Consider the following 25,606-nt stretch of genomic DNA (forward strand, 5'->3'; position numbering starts at 1 on the left):
AAGATGAACTTTGATCCGGCGATATTTTGGGAATACTTATTTCACCCTTCTATAGTTAGAGGGGCTGAGCTAACCATATTTCTCTCTGTCGTATCACAGCTCCTAGGCATATTACTGGGACTAGTAGCGGCTTTAGGGAGAATATCTCATAGTCGTATACCTGTGTTTAGGTGGATAAGCGGTTTCTACATATGGCTTTTCAGAGGCACACCTCTGCTTGTACAGATAATATTCGTCTATTTTGCTATTCCGCAACTCACTAATCAGAGAGTAGTAATACCAGAGGTACCATCGGCAATAATAGCTCTCAGCCTGAACGAGGGCGCGTACATGGCTGAGATTATACGTGCTGGTATTCTTTCTGTTGAGGGCGGCCAGATGGAGGCCGCCCTCTCCTTAGGCATGACCAGGTGGCTAGCAATGAGGAGGATAATTCTTCCTCAGGCCATAAGAATAATTATTCCTCCCACAGGGAACGAGTTCATCTCAATGCTGAAAAATACTTCCTTGGTGGCCGTCATAAGCGCTCATGAACTGCTCTTTGCTACACAGGAGATCTACAGTGCCACATTCAGGTACTTTGAGCTTCTCACTATAGCTTCTCTGTGGTATCTTGCTATGACTACTGTAGCCTCTTACTTGCAAGGCAAACTAGAGAGAAGGTTTGAAAGAGGATTTGTACGTGAGCCTCAAGCAGCAGGTTTCTTTGGAAGGATGATGGCAGGAGCTCTGAGAAGAGGATGAATGCTCAGAATGCTATGGTCTATGTGGAAGATGTTCATAAGAAGTTCGGACATCTGGAGGTGCTTCGGGGAATAACCCTGGAGGTTCAAAAAGGTCAGACTATAGTTATAATCGGTCCTAGCGGATCCGGGAAGAGCACACTCCTGAGATGTATAAACCATCTTGAAAAAGTAGACTCAGGGCGCATATACCTAGAAGGTCACCTCGTAGGGTATAAAGAGGTTAACGGTAGACTTGTTGAGTTGCCCCCCAAGGCTGTAGCCCGGCAGCGTGCCGAAATAGGCATGGTGTTCCAACGCTTTAACCTCTTCTCCCATATGACGGCCTTAGAGAACGTCATAGAGGCCCCTATTCACGTTCGTGGTGTTCCCAAGAAACAGGCTATAGAAGAGGGCTTGAGCTTGCTATCTAAGGTAGGACTGGCTGATAAGGCTAATAATTATCCTAGCCAGCTTTCTGGAGGTCAGCAACAGAGGGTAGCTATAGCCAGGGCCCTGGCTATGCATCCTAAGGTTATGCTGTTTGATGAGCCCACTTCAGCACTCGATCCCGAATTGGTGGGAGAGGTTCTTACGGTTATGGAAAATCTTGCTTATGAAGGCATGACCATGATCGTCGTGACTCATGAGATGGGATTTGCCCGTGAGGTTGCTGATGAAGTCGTATTCATGGACCACGGTGTTATTTTGGAGCAAGGCAAGCCCGAGGACATATTCAGCAATCCTCAGCATGAACGCACGCGCACTTTTCTACGTGCTATACTCTGAGCATTTCATATTTGCGTAAGAAAACGCTAGTTTATCTCTCTACGCCTGTATTGTATAGCTTCTGCCACATGCGGTGTTTGTATCTGATCATGACCCTCTAGGTCGGCTATTGTTCGAGCTAACTTGAGTATTCTGTGGTAGGCCCTTGCTGACAGACCAAGCTGTTGCACAGCCATTTTCAGAATTGCTTGACCCTTTTCGTTTAGCTGACAGTAACGCCGTATGTCGGCAGGCGTCATGTTTGAGTTTTGCTTGTGAGGGTTATTCCCGAACCTCTTTTTCTGTATCTCTCTTGCCTTTTCCACTCGCTCCCTTATATTCTTTGAGCTTTCTCCTGTTCCTCGAGAGGCTAATTTCTCAAACTCCACTCTGGGGACCTCGATGTGGATATCTATCCGGTCCATCAATGGACCAGACAACTTCTTTTGGTAGCGAGTGATGGCAGCTGGAGAACACTGACACTCTCTTACCGGATCCCCAGCATATCCGCATGGGCATGGGTTCATGGCTCCGACCAACAGAAAGTCTGCCGGTAGTGTGATAGTTCCAGAAACTCGGCTGATAGTAACCACTCTATCTTCCAGGGGTTGTCTCAACAACTCTAGGATGTTCTGTGCAAATTCGGGCATCTCATCGAGGAATAAAACTCCTCGGTGTGCAAGGCTAACTTCGCCGGGTTTTGGTTGTCTCCCGCCTCCAATCAATCCAGCATAAGATATAGTGTGATGAGGTGCTCGAAAGGGCCTTTCTGTTATCAAAGGTCTATTCTTAGGTAGTAGCCCTGCTACGCTATAGATCTTGGTAACTTCCAGCGCTTCTTCTGTGTACATCTTGGGTAATATAGTTGGTAATGATCTAGCTAGCAGCGTCTTCCCTGATCCGGGAGGCCCCGACATAAGGATATTGTGATGTCCAGCTGCTGCTATCTCTAGGGCTCTCTTTGCATGGTCTTGTCCTTTTATTTCTGCCATGTCAGTCAGACCTTCTATCGGAGCCTCGTCTTGCCATCCTGTACTATTAGTAAAAGGTACTATGGGAGCTTCGCCTCTTAGGTGGGCTGCTAACTCTCCAAGTGTTTGTACTGGGTAAATAGTTACGTTTGGTATAAGACTTGCCTCTGGCGCGTCCTCCTTGGGAACGAATATCTGAGAGAAGCCTTCTTCCATGGCAGTGCTTACCATGGAGATTATGCCGTTTACATGTCGTACTGTCCCATCTAATCCAAGCTCCCCAATGAACACTGATTTTGGAGTTGAGGCATTGGCCTGGCCTGAAGCTACTAATATGCCTACCGCGATTGGAAGATCGTATGCTGGCCCTGCTTTTCGGAGGTCCGCCGGTGCCATATTTACTGTGATCTTTCTGTTAGGGAAAGCGCATCCTGAGTTCTTGATAGCTGTTCTAACTCTCTCCTTAGCTTCTTGCACTGCTGTATCTGGAAGTCCTACTATGGTGAAGGTAGGTAAGCCTGGCCCTATGTCTACTTCGATGTCTACTAGTGCACCATTGAGCCCTATAACTGCACAACTAGCAACGCTCGCGAGCATAGAAACCCCTTCCGTGTAGATTTAGAATTTGCTTACGATACCCTTTTCGCTGACCTGTTAGCTTGATTTATTAGGAATTTATCTGTTCTGCTGGACCTGGTTCCTTAGCCTGGAGGAGGCTAGAGACCTAATGTTGGCAACATCTCGATCCATCTGATCTATGAGATCTTCTACAGATGCAAACTTGAGCTCGTCCCTAATTCTGTGAATGAATTCAAGTTTGAGTGTCCTGTCGTAAAGGTCACCGTACCAGTCAAGTAGGTAAGCTTCTATTGTTCTTTCTCCCCCTCCAAAAGTGGGTCTGGTGCCTATGCTTACTGCTGCTACTTTTGGTTGAGTTGATGGTTCATCTAGGTAGGCATCGCAGTAGTAGATACCGTTATACGGCACGACTAAATCGCTGCTTACACTGAGGTTTGCCGTAGGATAACCTAGTTGCCTGCCCCTCCCCTCACCATGTACTACTGTTCCTTTGATGTAATAGTTACGACCAAGGAGGGAGGCTGCTGATTCTACATCTCCCTCTTGGGTCAGTAGATGCCTTATTCGAGTACTTGAGACAGGCTGCCCATGAATATATAGTGTTGGTACTGAGATGAGCTCCCATCCGAGTTCCTGTCCAAGAACATCTAGTTCTTTGACTCCGGCTTCTCGGTTACGACCTGTACGGAAGTTTTCACCCACCACTAGAGCTGCTGGCACTACCCATTTTGAAAGAAGCTCAAAAAACTCCTTTGCCGACAGCTTGGCTAGCTCTAGATCGAAATTAATACACCATACATGGTTGATGCCCATGTCGGCAAGAAGATCTAGTCTGTCTTCTAAGGGCAATAGTTGAGGAACTTTATTCCCGCTAAGTACATATCTGGGATGCGGATGAAATGTGATGGCGGTACTTTCTAAGCCATGTTCTTCAGCTACTGCTAGTGTCTTTTTGATTATTGCCTGGTGCCCGAGATGTAAACCATCAAAGGTCCCCATGGTTATTACTTGAGGCCCTGGGGCTTCTCGGTATGGCCTTTCGTGGATAAGCGAAGAGATGTATCTATGCATACGATTACTTTAGCATTATACGAGGGAATAGTGTATTATCTCTAGATTCAGCAAGCCCAACTATTTCTCCGTTGGCGCTATATATTCTTACTAGAGGAATGGGTTCTTCAGATATATGTGCCATTTTGACCGTCGCTCCATTGCTTATCCTTTGGACATCTCGCTCGTCCAGCATGACTGCTGGCAAGTGGGTAAGTGCGTCATCTGGAGGGTGGATCAAAGCAGGCTGTAAATAGTCACCTACCGATTCTAATTCCTCTATAGTTATGGAGCTCTCGATGCTAAATGCCCCTACACTTGTCCTTACGAGATTGCTGAGATACCCATATGCTCCTAGACGCTCAGCTATATCCTCAGCGAGTGAGCGTATATATGTACCCGATGAGCAAGATATGGCTAGTTTTAAAGTACAAGCTCGAAATTCCAATGCCTCTAGCGAGTAAATTTCTACCTTGCGAGTAGGCAAAGTCAATTCTTGTCCTTGCCTAGCTAACTCGTAAGCTCTCCTTCCTTCGACCTTAATTGCAGAGTATTTGGGTGGCGTTTGCTCTATTTGACCAATAAACTCCGGTAATATCTCCGCTATATCTTTTGGGCTAGGGATAATATCCGATTGGGCTATGATGTCTCCCTCTAAATCACCGGTAGAGGTCTTAAATCCAAAGGACAATTCAGCCACGTAAGACTTGGGCTGTGAATGGATAACCTCAGCTAACCGATTCGCTTTGCCTAGAGCTATGGGAAGCACTCCTGTTGCGAACGGATCTAGTGTCCCTACGTGCCCTACACGTCTGGCACTAAACAGTTTTTTTATCCTATTGACCACCCATTGAGAAGTAACGCCGAGAGGTTTATTGATTACGATGAAGCCATTGAGAAATTCTTTACTCTGATTCTTTCTGTCTATCATCTGGTGGTAGGACTTCGTTTAGCAGTTGGCTTATACGTATAGCCTCTGCGGCACTTCTATCTGGCTCAAACCTCAGTTCGGCCATTTTTCTGAGCCTTATACGTTTGGCAAGCTCGGATCTGAGGAATCCGGAAGCTCTCCTCAGTGCTTTCATGGTTTCCTTCTCATCTTCCTCAGATCCGAGCACGCTTACGTGTATGGTTGCATGCTCCAGGTCAGGGGATACCTCTACAGCGGTAACAGTTACAAACCCAATCCTAGGATCCCTGACTTCCTGTACGAGGAGCTCGCTTATATGCCTTTTGATTTCCTGAGCTACCTGCTCAGTCCTTCTACTCATTTTATTGCCTGCTAACCTGCTCTGTATGATAGAACTCTATGTGATCGCCCTCTTGGAAATCGTTGAAGTTGGCTACAGTGAGTCCACATTCGTATCCTGCTGCCACTTCTCGGACATCATCTTTGAAGCGCTTGAGAGAGGATACTGTTCCGTCGTATATGACCGCTCCGTTTCTAATCACCCTGACCCTGCTATTTCTAAGTGCTTTACCATCTAGAACATAGAGACCAGCGGCTTGCTCCTTGTTAGGAAGCCTGAATACAGCTCTCACTTCTGCGTAGCCGTCTATAACCTCCTTGGATTCCGGCTCTAGCAGGCCTGCTAGAGCTGCTTTTACATCATCTAGCAAGTTGTATATGACGTTATAGTAACGGATATCGATCTTCTCAGCTTCAGCGGTCTTGCGCGCGGCAGGGTCAGGCCTGACATTAAACCCAATAATAATCGCGTTAGAGGCCGCAGCCAGTTTCACGTCCGACTCTGAAATGGTACCAGTACCTGAATAGATGATAGATATCTTGGCACCTTCTTCTTGAATCTGCGAGAGAGCGTGTTGTATTGCTCCAATAGAACCTTGTACGTCTGCCTTCAAGATGATGTTAAGTTCTTTTTCTTTGCTATCTGAAGCGTTCTTAAATAGCTCCTCAAGACTCGCTGGCCTATTACTTACTAGAGCGGCTGCTTGAGCAGCCTTGGCCCTTTGGAGGGCAACCTGCTTGGCCAGCTTTTCATCAGTGACCACAAGCAATTTATCTCCAGCCTCAGGTACTCCCTCTAGCCCTATGATCCTTGCCGGAGTAGAAGGCTCGGCCTTCCTCAGCTTCTGTCCCTTGTCATCGAACATCACTCTAATTCTGCCAGTTACAGAGCCTACAAGTACGAAATCTCTGGGCTTGAGTGTACCATTCTGAACTAATACTGTAGCTGTTGGCCCCTGATTGGGGTCTAGATGAGCCTCTATTATTGTGCCTTCAGCCAATCTTGTAGGATCAGCCTTGAGTTCACGCATGTCTGCTACCAGGAGTAAGATAGACAATAGGTCCTGGATACCCTCGCCTGTTAGGGCCGATACGGGTATAAACGGGGTGTCACCACCCCAGTCATCGGGGACAAGACCCTGCTCTGAAAGCTGTTGCTTGACCCTATCCGGATTTGCCCCTTCTCTATCTATCTTGTTTATAGCTACCACAATAGGCACATTAGCAGCTCTGGCGTGTGCCAGAGCCTCGAGAGTCTGAGGCCTGACACCGTCATCGGCAGCTACTACAAGCACTACTATATCTGTTACCTGAGCACCACGCGCTCTCATAGCTGTGAACGCTTCGTGCCCAGGCGTGTCTAGGAAGGTTATCTTTCTTCCCTGATACTCTACTTGGTAAGCGCCTATGTGTTGCGTGATGCCTCCAGCTTCACCAGCTACTACATTCGTCTTCCTGATGGTATCAAGCAGCTTGGTCTTACCGTGATCGACATGCCCCATCACGGTAATAACAGGAGGTCTAGGTTGCAGAACGCCTTTGGATACTCTTTTTTGCTCTTCCTCCAGTTCGGCTAACAGTTTTTCTTCATCTGTTTGAGGCACAACGAGCCGTGTCTCGTAGCCTAGCTCGGAAGCTATAATCTCCGCTGTGTCGTAGTCTATCTGCTGGTTGATAGTTGCCATGATGCCGTTTTGCATCAAAGTCCTTATGACATCAGCAGCACTAGCTCCCAGAGAATCAGCTAATTCCTTAACGGTCATTGTAGGAGGAAGTTCAATGATCCTTCTGACCCTTACGGCAGTAGCAGCTCTCCCTGCCTGTGGGCCTCCCCTTACAGGTCTTTCTCTGCCCCTAACAGCGGCTCGAGGAGCAGATTGTTTAGTAGCTCCTGTCTTTTTGCTCTTGGGACGTTTGGCTGCAGGAACCTCGTCTTCCTCAAGTATTTCTTCCAAATCTTCAATTGTCTCCAAGTCCAAATCTCTATCTGCCATCACTAAAAACCTTCAAACCCTTTTCCATACTAATTATCAAACACTGCTCTTATTAAGTTTCTTCCGAGTCTTCAGAAGAGGCAAGGTTCCTCAACTCAGATATTACCTCTTCTCCTATGTTTGCTTTCAAGCTTCTTGAAAGCGCATTACTTGCGATAGCCTGTTCTATACAATCAAGACTCTGATGTACGTATGCGCCCCTACCTGCTTTCCTGCCAGTGGGATCTACCTCTACTATACCATCAGGACGACGTACTACCCTGATGAGGGTGCGCTTGCCTTCTACTTGTTTGCACCCTACGCAGGTTCTCTGAGGTTGTCTTTTTACTCGGATTATCTGCCCCTTTTTTGGCATATCTAACCGCAATATGTCTTACTCGGATATAGTTTCTGCTGAAACGTCTTGCTCTAGTCTGTCTGTTTGCTCCTCTGATACTGATGTGGAGGAGCTAGAGAAATGCTCTACATTTTCTGGGCTTCTAATGTCGATTCTCCATCCCGTAAGGTTTGCGGCCAGTCGAGCGTTTTGGCCATCTTTTCCTATTGCAAGGGATAGCTGCTTTTCTGGCACTATAACAGTAGCGGTTTTGGTTTCTTTGTCCAATATCACTTCGTTGACTTGTGCGGGGCTCAGTGCCCTAGCTATAAAAGTAGCTGGATCATCGCTCCATTGTATAATGTCGATCTTCTCCCCTTGCAACTCGTCTACTACATTCTGGACACGAGTACCTCTAACACCTACACAGCTACCCACAGGGTCAATCCCAGGTTGTCTTGCAGCCACTGCTATCTTCGATCTCACCCCAGGTATTCTTGCTATAGCCTTGATCTCTACAGATCCGTTATATATCTCAGGAACTTCAATCTCAAATAGCCTCTTCAGCAGGTTTTTGTCCCTGCGGGAGACAATGAGTTGAGGTCCCCTGGGTGTTTTAACAACCTTTAGCAGTAGCACCTTTAATCTCTGACCAGGTTTGTAGTTTTCGCTTTCTACTTGCTCGGCTTTGGGCATAATAGCTTCTGCTTTACCCAGCTGGACTATGACCAAGCCGTTCTCTACTCTCTGTACTACCCCAGTTACCAGTTCTCCTTCTCTGTCCCCGAATTCTTTGTATATTGTTTCGTGCTCAGCCTCTCGAATCTTCTGCAGCATTACCTGCTTAGTCATCTGGGCGGCGATTCGGCCGAAGGTATCTGGGGTAACGTCCTGATGTACGACGCTGCCTATCCTGGCTTCCTTATCAATCTTCTTTGCATCCGCCAGGCTTATCTGAGTTTTAGGGTCCTTGACGTTTTCTACCACTTGCAGGACACGATAAACCGTTGCCTGCCCGGTATTAGGATCTATTTTGACCTCTATATCACCGGAGGCGTCATAGTTTTTACGGTATACAGCCTTGACTGCCTCTTCTACTGATTTAATAAGCACATCTCTGGGGATGCCTCTTTCAAGGCTTAACTGGGAGATGGCTGCATAGAATTCGCCTCTCATATGCCCTCCGACCAAATCACCTTGTATAACTTTTTATATAAATAAAAAAGTGGGTTGCCCCACTTCCCTTCTTACTTCTTGCTCCGTTTGACGTATTATAGCAGTTAACGACGATTCCCTTCAAGAAATTATCATTTACCCTCCCTTTCTTCTTTTGCTGGTTGCTATAATGACCGCAATCTAAGTGTTTTTTTCTATAAACCGATTGATCAAAAATTATCTATATAAAAACTAGGGAGGGAAACTGGTGGCTCGAGTTGCTATTAACGGTTTTGGGAGAATTGGTCGACAGGTTTTTAAAGCTATACGAACTTATTATCCTGATGATATAGAAATCGTAGCTATAAACGATCTCACCAGTAGCGATGTCTTAGCTCACCTTCTAAAGTACGATACTAATTATGGTAGATACGAAGCTGAGATATGGGCATCAGATGGTCAGCTTAGAGTTGATGACCTTGAAATATCTGTTTTCGCTGAGAGAGATTGGACTAAGCTGCCCTGGGGTGATTTGGGTATAGATTTCGTCATAGAGTCTTCCGGAGTAGGGACCGATGGAGCTCGCGCGAAAGCCCATATTGATGCAGGTGCCAAGAAGGTCCTAATAACTGCCCCAGCTAAAAATGAGGATATAACCGTTGTTCTCGGCGTAAATGATGATAAGTACGACCCCAATAAACACAACATAATTTCGAACGCTTCATGTACTACCAATGCTCTAGCTCCAATCGCTAAGGTTATGCTAGAGAATTTCGGTATCGTTCGTGGCCTTCTTACTACCGTACACTCATATACCAACGACCAGGTGATACTTGATGCTCCTCATAAAGACCTTCGTAGAGCCAGGGCTGCAGGAGCTAATATAATACCGACAACCACTGGTGCTGCTAGGGCAGTGGGGTTGGTTCTGCCAGAGCTCAAGGGTAAGTTCGACGGTTTCTCGCTACGTGTACCTACCCCGACGGTTAGCATAATAGACTTCGTGGTGGAGGTCGAGAAGGAAGTAACTGTCGAGGAGGTAAACTGTAGCTTCAAAGAGGCGGCGAATGGCAGGTTGAGCAGGATTCTGGGCTATACCGAGGAGCCTCTGGTATCTTCGGATTTCAAAGAGGATACTCACTCCACGATAGTTGATGGTCTGTCTACGATGGTGATAGGCGGAAAGATGGTCAAGGTAATTTCCTGGTACGATAATGAGTGGGGTTATTCCGTCAGGGTGGCTGATCTTGCTGCTATGATATCTGCGAGCATGGCGTAGCATGCGCACACTTGAATCTATAGATGTAAGAGAGCGGACAGTCTTAGTCCGCGTGGATTTCAACGTCCCATTGTCTGATACGGGTGTCATCCTGGATGACACCCGTATCAGGGCAGCTGTTCCCACCCTGACAAGACTGTTTGAACTAGGGGCTTCCAAGCTAGTTCTAGCCTCTCACCTTGGTAGGCCCAAGGGGCAATTCAATCCTAAGTACAGCATGGCTCTTATTGTAGACCGTGTCTCCGACCTATTAGGCAGACCAGTTCAATTGCTTCCCCTTGATCTTGAACAAGCAAGGCAAGTTATACAAAACGGCCGAGAAGGCTCAGTATTTCTACTAGAAAACACTAGGTTCTATCCTGGTGAGGAAAAGAACGATATACAGTTTGCCCATCAACTCGCGAGCTTAGCAGATGTATATGTAAATGATGCATTTGGCTCCGCCCATAGGGCACATGCGAGTACCGAGGCTATAGCAAAGCTGTTACCCTCAGCTGCTGGACTGCTTATGGAGAAGGAAGTTGAGGTCCTCACTAAAATCCTGAACTCTCCCAATAGGCCTTTTGTAGCTATTTTGGGTGGAGCTAAGGTGTCAGATAAATTAGGAGTCATATCGAATCTGTTACCACGCGTTGATAAGGTGCTTATAGGTGGAGCAATGGCCAATACTTTCCTCCTGGCCCAAGGGTTGAAGGTGGGTAAGAGCTTAGCGGAAGCAGATATGATAGATACTGCACAACAACTGCTAAGCGAGCAAAAAATAGATTTGCCTGTCGATGTAGTAGTTGCTAGCAGTTTGCAAGATCCTGATAGTAAGGAAATAGTTGAGGTTAACTTAGTGCCGGAAAATAAGTCCATATATGACATTGGCCCAAAGACAATCGAAAATTATTCTAGTGTTATAGCGACTGCTTCTACCGTTTTCTGGAACGGTCCTATGGGAGTGTTTGAGACCGAGGGCTTTGCCGACGGGACCTATGCAATAGCAAGGGCTGTCGCGAATTGTAGCGGATTTACCGTTGTTGGGGGCGGAGACTCGGTATCTGCTTTAGAGAATTCAGGTATGTCCTCTTCGGTTGATCATGTATCTACTGGAGGAGGTGCATCGCTCGAATTCTTGGAAGGCAAAAAGTTACCGGGTATAGCAGCTCTGGAGGATAACAATGCGTAAACCTCTAGTTGCGGGTAATTGGAAAATGCACACTGACTCCTCTCAAGCTCAGGATTTAGCGTCATCTATCGTATCGAGAGTTTCTTCCGTGACGGATGTTGAGGTTGTTCTTTGCCCACCGTTTGTTTGGCTTGAGAGAGTAGCAAAGCTAGTTGAGGAGACCGGCATCCTCGTCGGAGCTCAAGATACATTTTGGGAGGACTGGGGAGCATACACCGGGGAGATATCTCCTCTGCAGCTCAGTGAGATGTGCAGTTACGTCATAGTTGGTCATTCCGAAAGACGGCATATTATCGGAGAAACTGATGAAATAGTAGCTAGGAAAGCTAGGGCTGTGGCCAGAGCAGGGATGGTACCTATACTAGCGGTTGGGGAGCTGGAGCAGGAGTACAAAGAGGGAATCTCCAAGGAAATCGTTAGCAATCAGCTCTCTGCTGTTCTTGCCGATGGTTGGGATCATGAAATAGTGATCGCGTATGAACCTGTTTGGGCGATAGGAACAGGACTGGCTGCTTCAGCTCAATATGCCCAGGACATGGCAGCCTTTATAAGGGAACAACTTAGTTCATATGGCCTCAATCAAGAGAGAGTTAGAATACTCTATGGTGGGAGCGTCAATAGAGGTAATTTCAAAGAATTTATCGAACAGAAAGATATTGATGGTGCTCTGGTGGGAGGAGCCAGTCTCAAGGCAGAAGAATTTGCCGAGCTAGTCATGATGGCTTCTCCTGCTATGGTTGATTAGAAATTGCTACCCTGTTATAATGCCGAACAGAGGATATAGAGTTGGAAACATCTATAAAGATAGCTGAGATTATAGTATCTATACTTTTGATAGCTGTTATTCTAATGCAAAGCAAGAGTAGCAGCTTTAGTGGTGCGTTCGGTGGAGATCCGGGTTCGATTTATCACACTAGGCGAGGGCTAGAGAAGACTCTCTTCCAGCTTACAATAGTCCTGGCAGTGGTGTTTGTAGCTGTGTCTCTGCTGAGCGTAGCACTCTCGTAGCAAAATTAGTCTAGGAAGTCAGGAGGAAAAGACAAATGCCATTCGGTTTAGGCGCTCCAGAGCTTATAATCATCTTAGTGATAGTAATGCTTGTGTTTGGTGTCGGGAAGTTGCCAGAGGTAGGTGGAGCTCTTGGTAGAGGTATAAGAGAGTTTAAGGACAATCTTACAGGTAAAGAGCTGGAGGAGGATAAGACCGCGGAGCGCCAGGAACTCAAGGGCTAATCCCAGTAACTGAACTTGTCTTGAATTGTTTAAGCAGGAGTATATTACTCCTGCTTTTGTTTTAGATGTTCCTTGTACTTAGATCTGATAAGATTTAGAATCCCATACAGAGATTGCAATTTCAGTGTTTGTGGGGTGATCGTGCAAAGAGAGGTTGATGGTGCTGCTTCGACGGAAGTAAGCCAAAGCGAAGTTGGATCTATCAAGAAACGTAGCTTTGCTAGGGAATTATTAGAGACTCTGATACTGACTATAGTTATATTTGTAGGTGTCAGAGCCGTTGTGCAGTCCTTTAGAGTTGAAGGAGAGAGTATGTACCCTACCCTCCTGAACAACGAGCTCGTTTTAGTAAACAAAGCCCTATACTGGCATGTAGATAAGGATTCGCTCCTAGCTCGCCTAGCTCTTGGCCCAGAAACAGGTACAGGTGACGTATATCTATTTCGAGCTCCGCAGAGAGGTGACGTTATAGTATTTCATGCTACTAACGCTCAACCTGGAACGGATTATATAAAGAGGATAATAGGCATCCCGGGTGATACGGTAACCATAGTCGATGGTGCTGTTTGGGTCAATGGCAGAAAGCTTACTGAACCTTACGTCCATGGTGTTACGACCGAAGCAATGCCTTTTTCTCAGAACACCTGGAAGGTACCGGCTGGGAAATTTTTTGTGCTAGGTGATAACAGATATCATAGTAGTGATTCAAGAAGTTGGGGTTACGTCTCACTAAATGACATAATAGGTAAGGCGTTTTTCTCGTACTGGCCAGTCAGCAGAATAGGTCCTATCCCTGGAGGATTGAAGATAAGCGGTGTACACTTAGCTAATAGAGGGTTTGTATCATTACCAGTTTTGTCGGAGCTTTACGTCAGGTATTCGGACTAGTCGGAGGAGAGGCGGCTATGATCGAGACAGTTATTCAAGCGGTCCGTATTAATGTAGTGAATGAGCAACATGTAGTCCTCCTGAAGGAAGTTGGAGGTTCTAGAGTCATACCTATATGGATAGATCCATACCAAGCTCACCAAATAGCTCTCCACCTTGGTGGCAGGGAAATAGCAAGGCCTATGACCCACGACCTCATGAACTCCATAATTACGGAGATGGGAGGTGTGGTTGAGAGGGTAATTGTTAATGATCTTAGAGATCAGACCTTCTTTGCGCTCGTTGAGATAGATCAGGGTGGTAAGAAGTTGCTTATTGATTCACGGCCCAGCGATGCTATCAATTTGGCTATCCGCTCTAATGCATCTATTTACGTTGAAGATCACGTTATGGATCAAGCTGGCTTCGTGTTGCCTGTAGAACAAGAAGAAGCTCAGGCTCCGGAATCTGAGAAAGAATCCTCTGAGATCTCAGATATAGACAATGAGCGCCTAGCAGTATTCAGAGAGTTTATAAATAGCCTTGACCTAGATGAGCCTAATCAGGAAAAGAAAGAATAACAGCTGATAAGCATGAGCTCAAGCGATTCTTTCATTACCCTTCAGGAGAGGCTGGGTTATAAGTTTAGGAACATAGAGCTGCTCAAGACAGCGCTTACCCACAGGTCTTTTGCTAATGAGTCCCTAGAAAAGACGGAAACTAATGAGAGGTTCGAATTTCTCGGTGACTCTATCCTCGCCTTCGTAGTTGGGGAGGCTTTGTTCAGGCTATTCCCGAGAGCTAGTGAGGGTATTCTGACCAGAGCTAGAGCTCATCTTGTTGGCAGAAAGAACCTTGCTGATATTTCTCGTACTTTAGGTATAGGAGATTTTATTTTACTGGGCAAAGGTGCAAGACTTTCTGGTAGTAGCCAATCTGAAAGCGTGCTGGCTGATGCCCTAGAGGCGCTCATTGCGGCGGTGTACCTGGATTCAGATCTAGAAACATGCAGGTCCGTTGTATTTCGCTTACTGCGTCTTAGCAAAGAAGAGATAGAGCACTGGCTTGATGTCAAGGATAACAAGACGCGTCTCCAAGAACTGTCTCACAGACTATATAGAACAAATCCCATTTACACAGTTATCGCTGCACCTCCGGTTCGAGATAATTTCATAGTCCAAGTAAAAGTAAACGATGTTTCTGCTCAGGGCGAGGGGAGAAGCAAGTCTGAGGCTGAGCAGGAAGCTGCTAGAAAGGCTTTGGATGTCTTTGACTTCAAAACTTCCTCTTCGACATAGAGATACGAGGTGCAGTAACTTTGAATTTCTACCATCCTGAACCCCAAAAGTTGAACATAGATAGTATCTGTGACTCTTTCCAAGCACGTTTAGGCTCAGGTTTCTTCAACGACGTATGGGAACTTACGAATAACAAGGATTATGTTGTTAAGATAGCTAAGCCCTATTTTGGATATGATCAGCCTCTAAGCTGGTTAATTCGACAGGCCAACGAACATTCAACAGCTGCCAAGTATTTTAGAGTGCCCCAAAGCTTTTTTGTAAGATCCACAACTTCTAGTGGCAAAGCTGTAAATTTGGTGATCCAGAAGAAAATCAACGGCACACCTCTGTCTATGCTTGAAGATAGAGAATTAAAGCTTATTAGGGATGAGTTGCTAGACTTGGTCAAGGCTATAAAGATGTGCCTAGCGGAGACTAATTCTTTACCAGATGTCATAGGTGGGCCACCTAGGTGGTGCATGCATGATATAAGATGCTCGAACAATCTTGTGGTTGATGAGCAGCACAGGATATGGCTGATTGATCCAGCAGCCATGTTTCTATGGTTTTCGCGTAGCAATATATTCGGCAGGTATTATACTGACTTGCTTGTTAGAAGTGCGGAGAGGCTAGCGAGGCGAGCAGGTATTTCAGAACTATAGCAGTTCTATATGCTTGAAAGCCTCAGCATACTTCACACCTATACGCTCTCCGGTAACTTCTGCCCACTGTATTACTCTGGATTGCCAGTTGGGGAGGTGCCCTAGCTGGCTATGGTGGCACGCCAGAGCCTCTATCTTCTTATCCATGAAGTCGCTGATATCTTCTAGATGGTCAGGGCTATCCGTGCTAAACAGAAACACGTGGGAAGTGTGGTGGGGCTCCAAACCAGCTACCAGTTGTTCGGGGACGTATAGATGATCTCTCGCGGCTACTATTGCATCAATACTCACCATGCCAACTGCTCTGTGGTCAGGATGTATCTGGTAAGCCCTCCATGGATCGTGAGTGATAAGGGCATTAGGCTCGAATTTCCTGATGATAGTGCTGATTTGTCTTCGAAAGTCCATAGTGACTTCGAGTTCGCCATCTAGATGGCGAAGAAAAATAACCTCTGATATACCCAGTACTTCTGCTGCTTTCTTCTGCTCTTGCTCTCTTATTTCGGCAATATGAAAGGGAGATTTATTCCTATCCTTTGTACCTTTGTCACCACTAGTAGCAAGTACCAAGCATATCTTTGAACCTGCTTCAGCCCACTTAGCTATGGTACCTCCACAGGTAAATTCCATATCATCAGGATGAGCTACTATGACAAGGACGCGTTCGGGAACGAGAGAGTTGTTCTGCATGGATCTCCCCAGGAAGGATTTGGCGGCCCCGGAGGGACTCGAACCCCCGACACGCGGTTTAGGAAACCGCTGCTCTATCCTCTGAGCTACGAGGCCGCGTCTGCATTGATAAGTATATCAAAGGCCCCAAAACCTGTACAAGATCGATGGACGTCACGACTGGAAGTGGGACCGTAATTTTGTTATTATTAGCCTTGCCGGGGCGTGGCGCAGCCCGGATAGCGCGCACGGTTCGGGACCGTGAGGTCGGAGGTTCAAATCCTCTCGCCCCGACTAGAGAAAGCCCAGGCACTGCCTGGAGTTACAAGCAGAGCCCCTTCGAAGCTGAGAGCTCGAAGGGGCTTATTGGTGCACTTTTGGTGCAAGTCGCTGGGACTAGCTCCAGAGAGCTGCCAGTGCCTCTGCTGCCTGTGCGTCCATGTCTTCCACCAGGTGGGCATATACCTGCAAAGTGACAGCGATGTCTGCATGTCCAAGTCGCTGCTGGATCAGCCTCGGACTCACGCCCTGCCTGAGCAGCAGGGAAGCGCTTGTATGTCTGAGGCTGTGAAAGGGCATCCTGGGCAGCCCTGCCTGCTGCAGGATCCTGTGCCAGGCACGGATCAGGTTGCGCGCATCCATCGGCCCTCCCAGTGTGTTGGCAAACACCAGTCCCTGATCCTGCCACCTGTCCCCTGCCGATAGCCTCTCCTGCAACTGCAGGGAGCGATGCCTCCGCAGCAGCTCCACCGTGCTGACCGGCACATGCACGGAGCGCTTGCCTGAGCTCGTCTTGGGCTCAGAGAAAGTGCCCTGTCTCGTCAGCTGCCTTGTGATCTGCACCACTCCCCTCTGCAGGTCGATATCCGCCCAGCGCAATCCCAATAACTCCCCTTGCCTGGCTCCCGTGGCTATGGCCAGTCCCAGCAGGGGCTCGTAGCGTGTGCCCGCACATGCCTGCATGAGCAGCCGAACCTGCTCAGGAGTCAGGCACTGCAGCTCCTGCCTGCTCACTTTGGGAGGTCGCGCGATATCCGCCACGTTGCGAGGGAGCATACCCCAGCGAGCAGCGTCTTTGATCGCCTTGTGGATTGTGCCGTGGATGTTGCGCACTGTTTTGGCCGAGAGCCCTTTGGCCAGCAGCTGGGAGTACAGCTCCTGCAGGTGAGCAGGCTCGAGTTTGGTGAGCTTGATAGTGCCAAGAGCAGGCACGATGTGGTTGCGCACGCTGTTCTGGTAATCGGCCAGCGTGGCAGGACGGACCTGAGGCTTGATGATCTCCAGCCAGTGGGACAGGAACTCTGCCACCGTGACACGCGTGCGTGCAGGCATGATGCCCTGATCTGCAGCAGCAAGCAGCTCTCTGCGCTTGCGCTGGACCTCCGCTCTGGTCTTGCCCGTGATGCTGTGCCGCACGCCGTTGATTTGAACCTGCGCTCGATAGGCATTGCCACGCTTGATGATCTTCCCCTCTCCAGCTGCGCTCATGGTTCCGCTCCTCTGCCTGCTTCATGGCAAGAGTATACGTTGCTACGGCAAAAACGTCCAGCAAGTGGACGTTTTGAAAAAATCCGGCTGCCGGATTTTTTATTCCGACATGCCGGATTTTTGTGGCCAGGATCCCGCAGCTCCCAAAGCAGCTACAGGATCCAACAGTCCTGGGGCAGGTGACACTAGTACACACTACAAAAAAGGGAGCGTATCACTTGCCTTGCTGCATCACGACGCGCTCCGCGACAGGATGGTTTGCAGGTGACGCTCACGCCGGCGTGAGTTGCGTGCCTGCGTGTAGCACTCCTGTGAGCAGTACCTCTGGTGAGGGTGCGCTTGCACAAAAGCCCTCTGGCACTGCTTGCACCATACCCTGCCTTTGCCTCGGGGCACGGGCTTGGCGCCTGCCCAGCAACCACTGGCAGGGCACCTGCTACCCAGGCAGCCTGTGTAGCGGCGCGTCTTTGGATCGATGCATGGCCAGCGGATTTGCTCGCTCAAAAAGATCCCTCTTCTGCTGCGCAAGCATCACGCTGCCTCGAGGCCAGCAGCCCTCTTGCCTGGTTGCTGTCAGCCTTGATGTTGACGGCACAGCTCGGACACGACAGCCAGCCTGGCAGTCCCGTCTCGAGCAAAGGGCCTCCGCAGCTGTGGCGGCGTGGGTACCGAGCTCGCTGAAAGGCCGCTACAAGCTCCCACTCTAGCCTGTCTAGCCGTCGTCTTTGGTCTGGGTCCCGGCAGGTCCTCTGTTTGAGCCTGAGCCTCTCGAGCGCTTGCCTGATCCTGTCCAGTTCGCTCACAGCCCCAACCTCCGAAGCTCCTCTTCGATCTCGTCAACCTTCTGCCGAATCTCGTCAGGATCGATAACATAGCAGGTCTGCCCTTGTGAGGTCTCAGGGGACTGACTCGTCTGCCTGCGTGAGGAGGGGCCAAAGATCCCATCCAGGTACGCCTCAAACTGTTCGGGATCGTCAAGCGGGGGGTCCCATTCAAGCTGCTCAGCGGGCTCGGACTGGCTGGATCCTGAGCACTTCCAACTTCCAACAACATAGGTATTTTTGTTGTTGGTTGTTGGAACTTGCCCTGATCGCCATCTGACGACCTTGCCCCGGGCCTCTGTGGAGAGGTCTGGATCGCGCTCGATCTGGCCAGCGCGCGCCAGGCCAAGCAAGGCCTGCCTGACCTGTTCATCTGATGGCTGTGGCTCGCCAAGGGCAGCTCTGACCTCGCGAGTCGTGAGCCAGTCGCCAGCCTCATCAAGGACCTCTTGGATCCTAGCTTGCAGCTGGCGCAGCTCCACAGCAGCAGGGCTACCAAGCGCTCGCAAGTCGCCTTCAGGACTCAGCTCGTAGGCCAGCTGCCTGCCCGGAATTACTCTTGCGTAGCTGGTCAGCACTCGCCTGCTCTCGACCTTGTCATAGGTCAGCTCCAGCGCGATATCCACAGCGCCCAGCAGCGCGTGCCCGCCGGCTATGCCCTCGCCGTGGTCGCCGCCCCCTTTGCGTGTGTGGTGTACCAGGATCAGGGTCCTGCCAGCCTCGCGACAGGCTACTATCCAGGGGTTGATCAGCCTTGCGAGCTCGCTGTTGTCGGTCTCGTCACGAGGTCGCAGCAGGTTGCGGATCGAGTCCACAATCACGAGGTCAGCATCTGAAGTCTTGACGGCTTCAAGCAGCTGTGCTGGATCCACGCCCAAAGCCAGGCCAAGCGTGAAGTTACTCCAGTCGAGCTTGTCGCGTAGCCTTGCAGCGCGCACAGCCCAGATGCTTTGAGGCTCCTCAGTGAGGTACAGGATCTTGTCGCCTGCCTGCGTGCGCTCAGCCACCAAGCCAAGCAGCAGCTCGGTCTTGCCTACTCTTGGATAGCCAGCCAGCAGATGAGACCAGCCACGAACAACAAAGCCCTCCTCTCCAAGCAGGGGCAGGTACTCGATACTGCTCTGCTCTTTGGCGGCTTCAAGCAGCTGTGGGCCTGACAACAACCAACTTCCAACAAGAGGTCTACTATAGTTGTTGGTTGTTGGTTTTGGCTCTATGTCAGGAAAACCAACAACAGAAACATCTATGTTGTTGGTTGTTGGTTTTAGCCCTCCCCAGCTCTCCAGCTGCTCAACGCTCACTGGCTTGGCTTTGCGTCGTATCAGCTCGGGCAGGCTGCGCTTGAAGTCGGCAATATCGTAGCCAAGTACGATCTTCAACTGCTCGGGGTTGGCTCCAAGCTGCCAAAGCCGCACCAGCACTTGCTGAGCCCAACGGAGCCCACTTTCATCAGCGTCAGGAACAACTATCACGCTCCTGCCAACAAGCGGCCTGAGGCTGGCTTCGCCTGGCAGGGTTGAAGCGCCGTAGCCTCCAAGAGCAACGAACTCTTCAGGATCCAGCTGCTCCTGGATGGCTTCGGCTTTGGCTATGCCTTCCAGCAAAATCACAGTCGCGCCTGGATGCTTGTCCAACCGCTCGACGCCCCACAAAGCCAGGTCCTCAGGGCTGACGCCTTCGGGCAGCCCCTTGACGCCAGCAGCCTGTTCCCACCAGATCCGCTTGCCGGTTGCCGTGTCCAGTCGGACCTGATAGCCCACCGCCTCCCCAGTCGCAGCCAGCCTGACCAGGTAGCGCTTGGCTTGGGGCTTGAAGCCGTTGGAGCCAGGCTTTGGTGAGTACCACAGCCCTCGCTCCTTCAAGGCTGCGATCACCTGCTCCTGACTGCAGCCGGCGTGACAGCACAACAAAACCTTGTCGCCTTCAAGCTTGACCGACAGACTTGGATTTGCATCTTCGTGACTCGGACAGTGCACGTTGCCGCCTCGATGGCATGGGCACCTCGGGGTGCCACACTGCAGGCTAGCAATGATTTGGGTATAGACATCGTTTGCGTCGTGTAGTACCATTTCCTTGATAACTCCTGGGGCCGATTTTCCCCTCGGCCAAAACAAACAGGGGGGGTGCTTCCCGCACCAGGGGCAGGGGCATCAAGCTGACTGATGCCCCTTTTTGTTGCCCGAAGCTCTCAAAGCCTCGGGATCCAGAGCCTCGGCTGGGATCCGCCCTGCCTCGCGCGGAGTGAGAAACTTTTGTTCCATTTGCACCTCCTTTCTGTGCTGACCAAACAAAAAAGCGTTTGCCCTCACTCGCCTGGTTTTGAGCACAAAAAGCCCTCTGACTTCGACTTTTTGGCTCAATCCCCGCACGAGTGGGGACAAACGCTCAGCAATCCCTTGATCGGTACAAAAGCTAGCCTCAGCTAGGCATACTGAGTATAGGCTAGCTTTGTGTCAAATTGCAACCTTTTGTGCTCCAAAGGCTGGTGCATTTTTGGTGCATCCTGGCTGGCAAAACAGGGGATTTGAGTGGGTTGGTGAGTTCATGAGATCCTCTGAAGATGGCTTATTACCTGAGGTTCGGATCCGGGGCGTGGCGCAGCCCGGATAGCGCGCACGGTTCGGGACCGTGAGGTCGGAGGTTCAAATCCTCTCGCCCCGACCAAGAAAAACTGAGTTATCAAGTAGAGTTCTCTTCGAAGCTACCTCCACTTGGCCAGCATGCTTTGCTGTCAAGTTGCTGTCAGCGAGGGGCTCCTTGGGAACAGCCCTATGGACGAGAGCGGTAATTCGGAGTGTAATCCTGGAGTAATCCATAACTGCTGGCTCGGCAGAGGCTCCGGCTTACTATTCCCTCGAGTTTCTGTTTCCCCAATGATAGAAAAGTAGTGATTCCCATGATATAGTAAGGCTGATGTTACTCCAAGATCTAACTACCTATATATAACGTTCCTTGTAGTTCGGATGTTCGTTTTTATTTGTTGTGCAAGGTCAGCTCTTCTGTTACAATCCCCTGCGATGTCGATGACTACCAGCTTTATTAAACTTCAGGAAAGTGTCTGTGGTTGTATCTAGTTTTAGGCTACGCCTGATACTCATCGGCTTTTGCGTAATTTGTCTTTTGGGTATTTCCCCTTACGATCGCAATTCCAATAAGAACTTCAATAGTTCTTATTGGACCATTCAAGATATTTCCAATGAGGAAGTCCTTAACCAGTCCGTTCCTCCTGCAAGGAAGCTAGATCTATTGAGATCTCGCCTAGGATTAGTTCAGGAGGAGACTAACACTAGCAACAGCACTAAGGATTGGCATGTAGGTACAAGGAAAAGCTTTTGGGTGCTAAATCAAGAGAGTAACTCGTACTTACGGAAACGGGCAGTTCTTCAACTCGTAACTCCTAATGCATATTGGTTTGTTGAGGAGGGGATGGGGTTTTCTAAGTTTGATCTTCGGCAAGCGGCGGATCAATTTGAATCTTTGATACCAAATCTAAGGTCCGTCTTTGGAACCGAGTGGAGACCCGGTATAGATGATGACCCTAGGATAGTTATATTCATAGGGAATATTCCAGGTGTTGGTGGGTATTACTCCAGTAATGATGAATACCCCAGTAGTGTCAGTCCATATAGTAATGGCCACGAGATAATCTATGTTAATTCTGATCCCGGTAGCCCTTCCTTTATCTCTACGCTTGCGCATGAGTTTCAGCATATGATCCATTGGTATCAACATGCCAACCAAGATGTATGGATAAATGAAGGTATGTCCGAGTACGCCTCGGAGCTTTCAGGACATATCCCTTTAGAAACTAGCAAGTCCTTCGCTAATAACCCGGACGTACAGCTAAGCAGTTGGAGCAGCAACCCAGATGATGCCTTGTCTCATTATGGTCAATCATACAGACTTATGTCTTACTTAGCACATAGGTTTGGCCCCGATATACTCAGAGGGATAATAAGGTCTAAGTACCCAGGCTTGTTAGCCTTATCTGAAACCTTATCTGCTTATGGATATGATTGGTCTAAGGTCTACTCTCAATGGCTCATAGCCAATTTAGTGGATATCAAGGGCAATAAGATGTTTGGGTATAAATTTGATCAACCCAATGTAAAATATGCCTCTTTGGATATTGGTTCCGATCTGACGGCTGATATCAACCAGTGGGGTGCTGACTACTATAAGTTGCCCCCGAATTCATCGGACTACTATGTATTTTTTGAAGCAGATCCCCGGGTACCTTTACTGCCCGTGCTTCCCCAAAAGGGCCAGAAATTCTGGTACAGTGATCGAGGTGACCTGGTAGATAGTACTCTAACACGTCAGATAGACCTTAGTAAGGTAAAAAAAGCTACCCTACAAGTCGATCTTTGGTACGACATAGAGACAGGTTACGATTATGGTTACGTTATGGTATCTAGGGATGCCGGCAAAACTTGGACTACACTTCGTGGAAAGCACTCGACTACTAGCAATCCAAGTGGAAACAACCTAGGAAATGGTTACACAGGCAAGAGCGGAGGATGGATTACTGATACTTTTGATCTTACTCCATATGCAGGGAGAAAGATCCTGCTGAGATTTGAATATGTTACGGACGATGGATATAACTCGGCAGGTATGGCTGTGGATGGAGTACGTATACCTGAGATAGGTTTCTACGATGATATGGAAAGTCCAAACGGTTGGCAGGCTAACGGATGGGTTCTAAGCGGGCCCTATGTTCCAGGTAGATATAGCTTGATTATCCTAGATGCTAACAGTCCTGAACGGTACGTACTAGTGGATGCTGGTGCAGATGGCAGAGCTATCTATAAGCTTTCAGCCCAAGACCCTAAGGATGAGCCATTCCTAATAGTTGCCGCTAAATCTGATAACACCCTTCAAAAATCTATTTATAGAATTCAAATCTTGCCAAAAGAACCTGGCTATCTTACCTTGTTAGCAGGTAGAGCCTCCAGATAGCTTATAACCGTCTGGTAAAGTTGAAGCTTGTGGATTGATATAATTTGTCTAGTAACACTGGAGACTAAATCATGCTGCAACGTGCTATTGATCCTACAAAATATCCAGAAGATGATATACAGGAAGCCACGGTCAGGCCCAAGCGATTAGATGAATATATTGGTCAAGATCAAATAAAGGACCGGGTCAAGGTTATCATCGAGGCGGCTAAGGCAAGGGGGGAGGCCATAGACCATATATTGCTCTACGGCCCACCGGGTTTAGGCAAGACTACACTTGCTACGATTATTGCCAATGAAATGGGTGTGAAGATACATTCTACATCCGGGCCTGCTATAGAAAGACCCGGTGATGTAGCATCTATCTTGTCTAAGTTACAGCCATTTGAGGTCCTATTCATTGATGAAATCCATAGGCTGCCTCGACCTGTTGAGGAGATGCTTTACTCTGCTATGGAAGACTTTAAGGTAGATTTCGTTTATGGTAAGGGACCTAACGCGGGCACAGTCACCTTGCCTTTACCTCCTTTTACACTTATTGGTGCTACCACTAGGCTAGCTTTGCTTAGCTCTCCACTGCGAGGTAGGTTCGGGGATATCTTCAGGCTTGAATATCAGGATATTGACTCGATGGCAGCCATAGTGAAGAGGGCTGCTAATATCCTCAAAGTAGGTATTACAGATGAGGGAGCCTTAGAGATAGCCCGCCGTAGCAGAGGCACTCCTAGAGTCGCTATCAGACTATTGAGAAGGGTAAGGGATTACGCTCAGGTAAGGGCGGATCACTTAATTGACCATGAGACTGCATGCAAGGCGCTTGATATTCAGGGAGTAGATGAGCTTGGCCTTGATGAGGTTGATAGACGTATACTCCTCGCAATAATAGAGAAATTTGATGGTGGGCCCGTGGGACTTGAGACGCTAGCAGCGTCCATCTCAGAGGAACCAGACACTATAATGGATGTTTACGAACCCTACCTGCTAATACTTGGGTTCATACAACGTACGCCCAGAGGTAGAGTTGCTACCAGAAGGGCCTATGACCACCTGTCCATACCATATCCGGAAAGTAAGTCCAAGACAGAAAATAATACGGAACAACCTACTCTTTGGGAGAACAACGAAGACGATGAATGAGCTGGCCAAAATATTTATTTTTGCTGGCTTATTCTTGCTAGTAGTAGGGATTATCATAGCTGTGTTTGGATCATTTTTGCCGTTTGGTAGACTTCCTGGGGATATCAGATTTAGTAGGGATGGATTTAGTCTCTATATACCTATAGTCTCATGCATAGTAATTAGCGTCGTACTTACAGTGATAATCAACATAATTTTGCGTATTTTGGGGCGTTAGCTTAAATGAGGTTGCAGGATTTTGATTACTATCTACCACCCGAGCTCATAGCTCAAACACCAGCTGAACCTAGAGATTCATCGCGACTGCTCGTACTCAATAAACGTACTGGTGAGATCCAACATGCTATATTCAGGGATCTGCCTAATTACTTATCGCCTGGAGATGTATTAGTCTTCAATGATACACGCGTTATCCCAGCTAGATTGCATGGCCGTAGAAAGCAGACAGGTGGCAATGTTGAGTTCTTGCTGGTTAGACATGTGAAAGATACCGAATGGGAGGCCATGGGTAGACCTGCCAGGAGGTTGAAGACTGGAGAGAGGGTCACTATTGCCGAGGATCTCGATGCTCAGGTACTAGAAAAACTGCCCGAGGGATTATTGCTTATTAGGTTACCGCAAGAAGTGCACGAGAACCTCGACAAATATGGCGAGATACCATTACCTCCATACATACATGATTTTCATGGTGATGCTTCGAGATATCAGACTGTCTATGCTCGTGACCCTGGTGCCGTGGCGGCGCCAACAGCAGGCTTGCATTTCACTGAGGAGTTGATATCCCGCTTAAGAGACTATGGAGTAGACCTAAGATTTATAACTCTCCATGTTGGTCCTGGGACATTTCAGCCTATAAAGACAGAGCGTATCGAAGAGCATAAGATGCACTCCGAAAGATATTACATCCCAGAGGGCTTGCTTGAATACCTTGAAGAGAAACGTAGTGCTGGCAATAGAGTAGTAGCAGTAGGTACTACATCTGTCAGAGCTTTGGAAGATGCTGCTGTAAGACGTCAGGCAGGCACTTGGGTGGAGACGGACCTATTTATAAAGCCTGGCTATCAGTTCAAGATAGTAGATGCTTTAATAACCAATTTCCACCTTCCTAAGTCTACTCTTATGATGCTGGTAGCTGCGACAGGCGGCTATGAGCACATTATGAATGCCTATAGGATAGCTGTAGAAAATAGATATAGATTCTACTCCTTTGGGGACGCAATGCTCATTATCTAGGG

27 protein-coding genes and 3 tRNA genes are annotated in these 25,606 nt (G+C 48.4%); 17 read left to right on the plus strand and 13 right to left on the minus strand.

Annotated features, from left to right (window positions below; all coding sequences use genetic code 11):
* The first annotated feature begins 3 nt into the window (after window positions 1-3).
* The gene (locus tag TTER_RS04555; protein ID WP_012874856.1) at window positions 4-744 is read left to right on the plus strand and encodes an amino acid ABC transporter permease; all 741 of its coding nucleotides are present in this window, start codon (window positions 4-6) and stop codon (window positions 742-744) included.
* Complete coding sequence (locus tag TTER_RS04560; protein ID WP_012874857.1) at window positions 741-1,511, plus strand: amino acid ABC transporter ATP-binding protein; 771 nt, start codon at window positions 741-743, stop codon at window positions 1,509-1,511. Before TTER_RS04555 ends, TTER_RS04560 begins: the two co-directional genes overlap by 4 nt.
* A gap of 26 nt (window positions 1,512-1,537) precedes the next feature.
* Here the strand turns inward: TTER_RS04560 and TTER_RS04565 are convergent, their stop codons facing one another.
* The 7 genes from TTER_RS04565 to nusA all read right to left on the minus strand — a co-directional run bounded on the left by TTER_RS04565 (window position 1,538) and on the right by nusA (window position 8,840).
* Window positions 1,538-3,058: a YifB family Mg chelatase-like AAA ATPase gene (locus tag TTER_RS04565; RefSeq protein WP_012874858.1), complete on the minus strand. Its 1,521-nt coding sequence runs from the start codon at window positions 3,056-3,058 to the stop codon at window positions 1,538-1,540.
* A gap of 78 nt (window positions 3,059-3,136) precedes the next feature.
* Window positions 3,137-4,111, minus strand: a complete 975-nt coding sequence (locus TTER_RS04570) for a bifunctional riboflavin kinase/FAD synthetase (protein WP_012874859.1) — start codon at window positions 4,109-4,111, stop codon at window positions 3,137-3,139.
* Window positions 4,112-4,115: 4 nt separating this feature from the next.
* The gene (gene truB, locus TTER_RS04575) at window positions 4,116-5,021 is read right to left on the minus strand and encodes a tRNA pseudouridine(55) synthase TruB (protein ID WP_012874860.1); all 906 of its coding nucleotides are present in this window, start codon (window positions 5,019-5,021) and stop codon (window positions 4,116-4,118) included.
* Window positions 4,996-5,361, minus strand: a complete 366-nt coding sequence (gene rbfA, locus TTER_RS04580; protein WP_012874861.1) for a 30S ribosome-binding factor RbfA — start codon at window positions 5,359-5,361, stop codon at window positions 4,996-4,998. Before rbfA ends, truB begins: the two co-directional genes overlap by 26 nt.
* Before the next feature lies 1 nt (window position 5,362).
* Window positions 5,363-7,333 (minus strand): translation initiation factor IF-2, encoded by a 1,971-nt coding sequence (gene infB / locus TTER_RS04585; RefSeq protein ID WP_012874862.1) that lies wholly within the window; start codon window positions 7,331-7,333, stop codon window positions 5,363-5,365.
* A 52-nt stretch (window positions 7,334-7,385) separates the two neighbouring features.
* The gene (rnpM, locus tag TTER_RS04590) at window positions 7,386-7,688 is read right to left on the minus strand and encodes an RNase P modulator RnpM (RefSeq protein ID WP_012874863.1); all 303 of its coding nucleotides are present in this window, start codon (window positions 7,686-7,688) and stop codon (window positions 7,386-7,388) included.
* A gap of 18 nt (window positions 7,689-7,706) precedes the next feature.
* Window positions 7,707-8,840, minus strand: coding sequence for a transcription termination factor NusA (gene nusA, locus TTER_RS04595; protein WP_241215215.1), 1,134 nt, complete (start codon window positions 8,838-8,840; stop codon window positions 7,707-7,709).
* A gap of 232 nt (window positions 8,841-9,072) precedes the next feature.
* Between nusA and gap the strand changes: the two genes are divergently transcribed.
* The 9 genes from gap (at window position 9,073) to TTER_RS04640 (ending at window position 15,295) form a co-directional block, all read left to right on the plus strand.
* Window positions 9,073-10,083, plus strand: a complete 1,011-nt coding sequence (gap, locus tag TTER_RS04600) for a type I glyceraldehyde-3-phosphate dehydrogenase (protein WP_012874865.1) — start codon at window positions 9,073-9,075, stop codon at window positions 10,081-10,083.
* A gap of 1 nt (window position 10,084) precedes the next feature.
* On the plus strand, window positions 10,085-11,254 hold the full coding sequence (locus TTER_RS04605; RefSeq protein WP_012874866.1) for a phosphoglycerate kinase: 1,170 nt from the start codon (window positions 10,085-10,087) through the stop codon (window positions 11,252-11,254).
* Window positions 11,247-11,999 carry a triose-phosphate isomerase gene (gene tpiA / locus TTER_RS04610; RefSeq protein WP_012874867.1) on the plus strand — a complete coding sequence of 251 codons (753 nt, stop codon included), beginning with the start codon at window positions 11,247-11,249 and terminating at the stop codon, window positions 11,997-11,999. Before TTER_RS04605 ends, tpiA begins: the two co-directional genes overlap by 8 nt.
* 41 nt (window positions 12,000-12,040) lie before the next feature.
* A complete protein-coding gene (gene secG, locus TTER_RS04615; RefSeq protein ID WP_012874868.1) occupies window positions 12,041-12,262 on the plus strand; it encodes a preprotein translocase subunit SecG in 222 nt (73 codons plus the stop codon).
* A gap of 35 nt (window positions 12,263-12,297) precedes the next feature.
* Window positions 12,298-12,486, plus strand: a complete 189-nt coding sequence (locus tag TTER_RS04620) for a twin-arginine translocase TatA/TatE family subunit (RefSeq protein WP_012874869.1) — start codon at window positions 12,298-12,300, stop codon at window positions 12,484-12,486.
* Window positions 12,487-12,627: 141 nt separating this feature from the next.
* The gene (gene lepB, locus TTER_RS04625) at window positions 12,628-13,374 is read left to right on the plus strand and encodes a signal peptidase I (protein WP_241215216.1); all 747 of its coding nucleotides are present in this window, start codon (window positions 12,628-12,630) and stop codon (window positions 13,372-13,374) included.
* 17 nt (window positions 13,375-13,391) lie between these two features.
* On the plus strand, window positions 13,392-13,934 hold the full coding sequence (locus tag TTER_RS04630; RefSeq protein ID WP_012874871.1) for a bifunctional nuclease family protein: 543 nt from the start codon (window positions 13,392-13,394) through the stop codon (window positions 13,932-13,934).
* Window positions 13,935-13,946: 12 nt separating this feature from the next.
* The gene (rnc, locus tag TTER_RS04635; protein WP_012874872.1) at window positions 13,947-14,651 is read left to right on the plus strand and encodes a ribonuclease III; all 705 of its coding nucleotides are present in this window, start codon (window positions 13,947-13,949) and stop codon (window positions 14,649-14,651) included.
* A 20-nt stretch (window positions 14,652-14,671) separates the two neighbouring features.
* Window positions 14,672-15,295: a hypothetical protein gene (locus tag TTER_RS04640; protein ID WP_012874873.1), complete on the plus strand. Its 624-nt coding sequence runs from the start codon at window positions 14,672-14,674 to the stop codon at window positions 15,293-15,295.
* Here the strand turns inward: TTER_RS04640 and TTER_RS15300 are convergent.
* Both TTER_RS15300 and TTER_RS04650 read right to left on the minus strand, forming a co-directional pair.
* On the minus strand, window positions 15,290-15,985 hold the full coding sequence (locus TTER_RS15300; protein ID WP_012874874.1) for a PIG-L deacetylase family protein: 696 nt from the start codon (window positions 15,983-15,985) through the stop codon (window positions 15,290-15,292). The two genes, TTER_RS04640 and TTER_RS15300, sit on opposite strands and share 6 nt — an antisense overlap.
* 20 nt (window positions 15,986-16,005) lie before the next feature.
* A tRNA-Arg gene (locus TTER_RS04650) sits at window positions 16,006-16,081 on the minus strand.
* Between the two features lie 102 nt (window positions 16,082-16,183).
* Between TTER_RS04650 and TTER_RS04655 the strand changes: the two genes are divergently transcribed.
* Window positions 16,184-16,258 (plus strand) — tRNA-Pro (locus TTER_RS04655).
* Window positions 16,259-16,360: 102 nt separating this feature from the next.
* Here TTER_RS04655 and TTER_RS04660 read toward each other — a convergent pair.
* From TTER_RS04660 to TTER_RS04670, 4 genes are all read right to left on the minus strand, one after another.
* Window positions 16,361-17,452: a tyrosine-type recombinase/integrase gene (locus TTER_RS04660; protein ID WP_012874875.1), complete on the minus strand. Its 1,092-nt coding sequence runs from the start codon at window positions 17,450-17,452 to the stop codon at window positions 16,361-16,363.
* Window positions 17,453-17,683: 231 nt separating this feature from the next.
* Window positions 17,684-17,956 (minus strand): hypothetical protein, encoded by a 273-nt coding sequence (locus tag TTER_RS15565; RefSeq protein WP_148211889.1) that lies wholly within the window; start codon window positions 17,954-17,956, stop codon window positions 17,684-17,686.
* The gene (locus tag TTER_RS04665) at window positions 17,953-18,255 is read right to left on the minus strand and encodes a hypothetical protein (protein WP_012874876.1); all 303 of its coding nucleotides are present in this window, start codon (window positions 18,253-18,255) and stop codon (window positions 17,953-17,955) included. Before TTER_RS04665 ends, TTER_RS15565 begins: the two co-directional genes overlap by 4 nt.
* Complete coding sequence (locus TTER_RS04670) at window positions 18,252-20,342, minus strand: AAA family ATPase (protein ID WP_012874877.1); 2,091 nt, start codon at window positions 20,340-20,342, stop codon at window positions 18,252-18,254. The genes TTER_RS04665 and TTER_RS04670 overlap by 4 nt, the downstream gene beginning before the upstream one ends.
* 517 nt (window positions 20,343-20,859) lie before the next feature.
* Here TTER_RS04670 and TTER_RS04675 point away from each other — a divergent pair.
* The 5 genes from TTER_RS04675 to queA all read left to right on the plus strand — a co-directional run bounded on the left by TTER_RS04675 (window position 20,860) and on the right by queA (window position 25,604).
* Window positions 20,860-20,937: transfer RNA gene (locus TTER_RS04675), tRNA-Pro, on the plus strand.
* 762 nt (window positions 20,938-21,699) lie between these two features.
* Window positions 21,700-23,235, plus strand: a complete 1,536-nt coding sequence (locus TTER_RS04680; RefSeq protein WP_041424353.1) for an immune inhibitor A domain-containing protein — start codon at window positions 21,700-21,702, stop codon at window positions 23,233-23,235.
* Window positions 23,236-23,309: 74 nt separating this feature from the next.
* Window positions 23,310-24,371, plus strand: a complete 1,062-nt coding sequence (gene ruvB, locus TTER_RS04685) for a Holliday junction branch migration DNA helicase RuvB (protein WP_420894134.1) — start codon at window positions 23,310-23,312, stop codon at window positions 24,369-24,371.
* Complete coding sequence (locus tag TTER_RS04690) at window positions 24,364-24,588, plus strand: DUF2905 domain-containing protein (RefSeq protein WP_012874881.1); 225 nt, start codon at window positions 24,364-24,366, stop codon at window positions 24,586-24,588. The genes ruvB and TTER_RS04690 overlap by 8 nt, the downstream gene beginning before the upstream one ends.
* 5 nt (window positions 24,589-24,593) lie before the next feature.
* Window positions 24,594-25,604 carry a tRNA preQ1(34) S-adenosylmethionine ribosyltransferase-isomerase QueA gene (gene queA, locus TTER_RS04695; RefSeq protein WP_012874882.1) on the plus strand — a complete coding sequence of 337 codons (1,011 nt, stop codon included), beginning with the start codon at window positions 24,594-24,596 and terminating at the stop codon, window positions 25,602-25,604.
* Window positions 25,605-25,606 lie beyond the last annotated feature (2 nt).

This window comes from Thermobaculum terrenum ATCC BAA-798, assembly GCF_000025005.1.
GTDB lineage: Bacteria > Chloroflexota > Chloroflexia > Thermobaculales > Thermobaculaceae > Thermobaculum > Thermobaculum terrenum.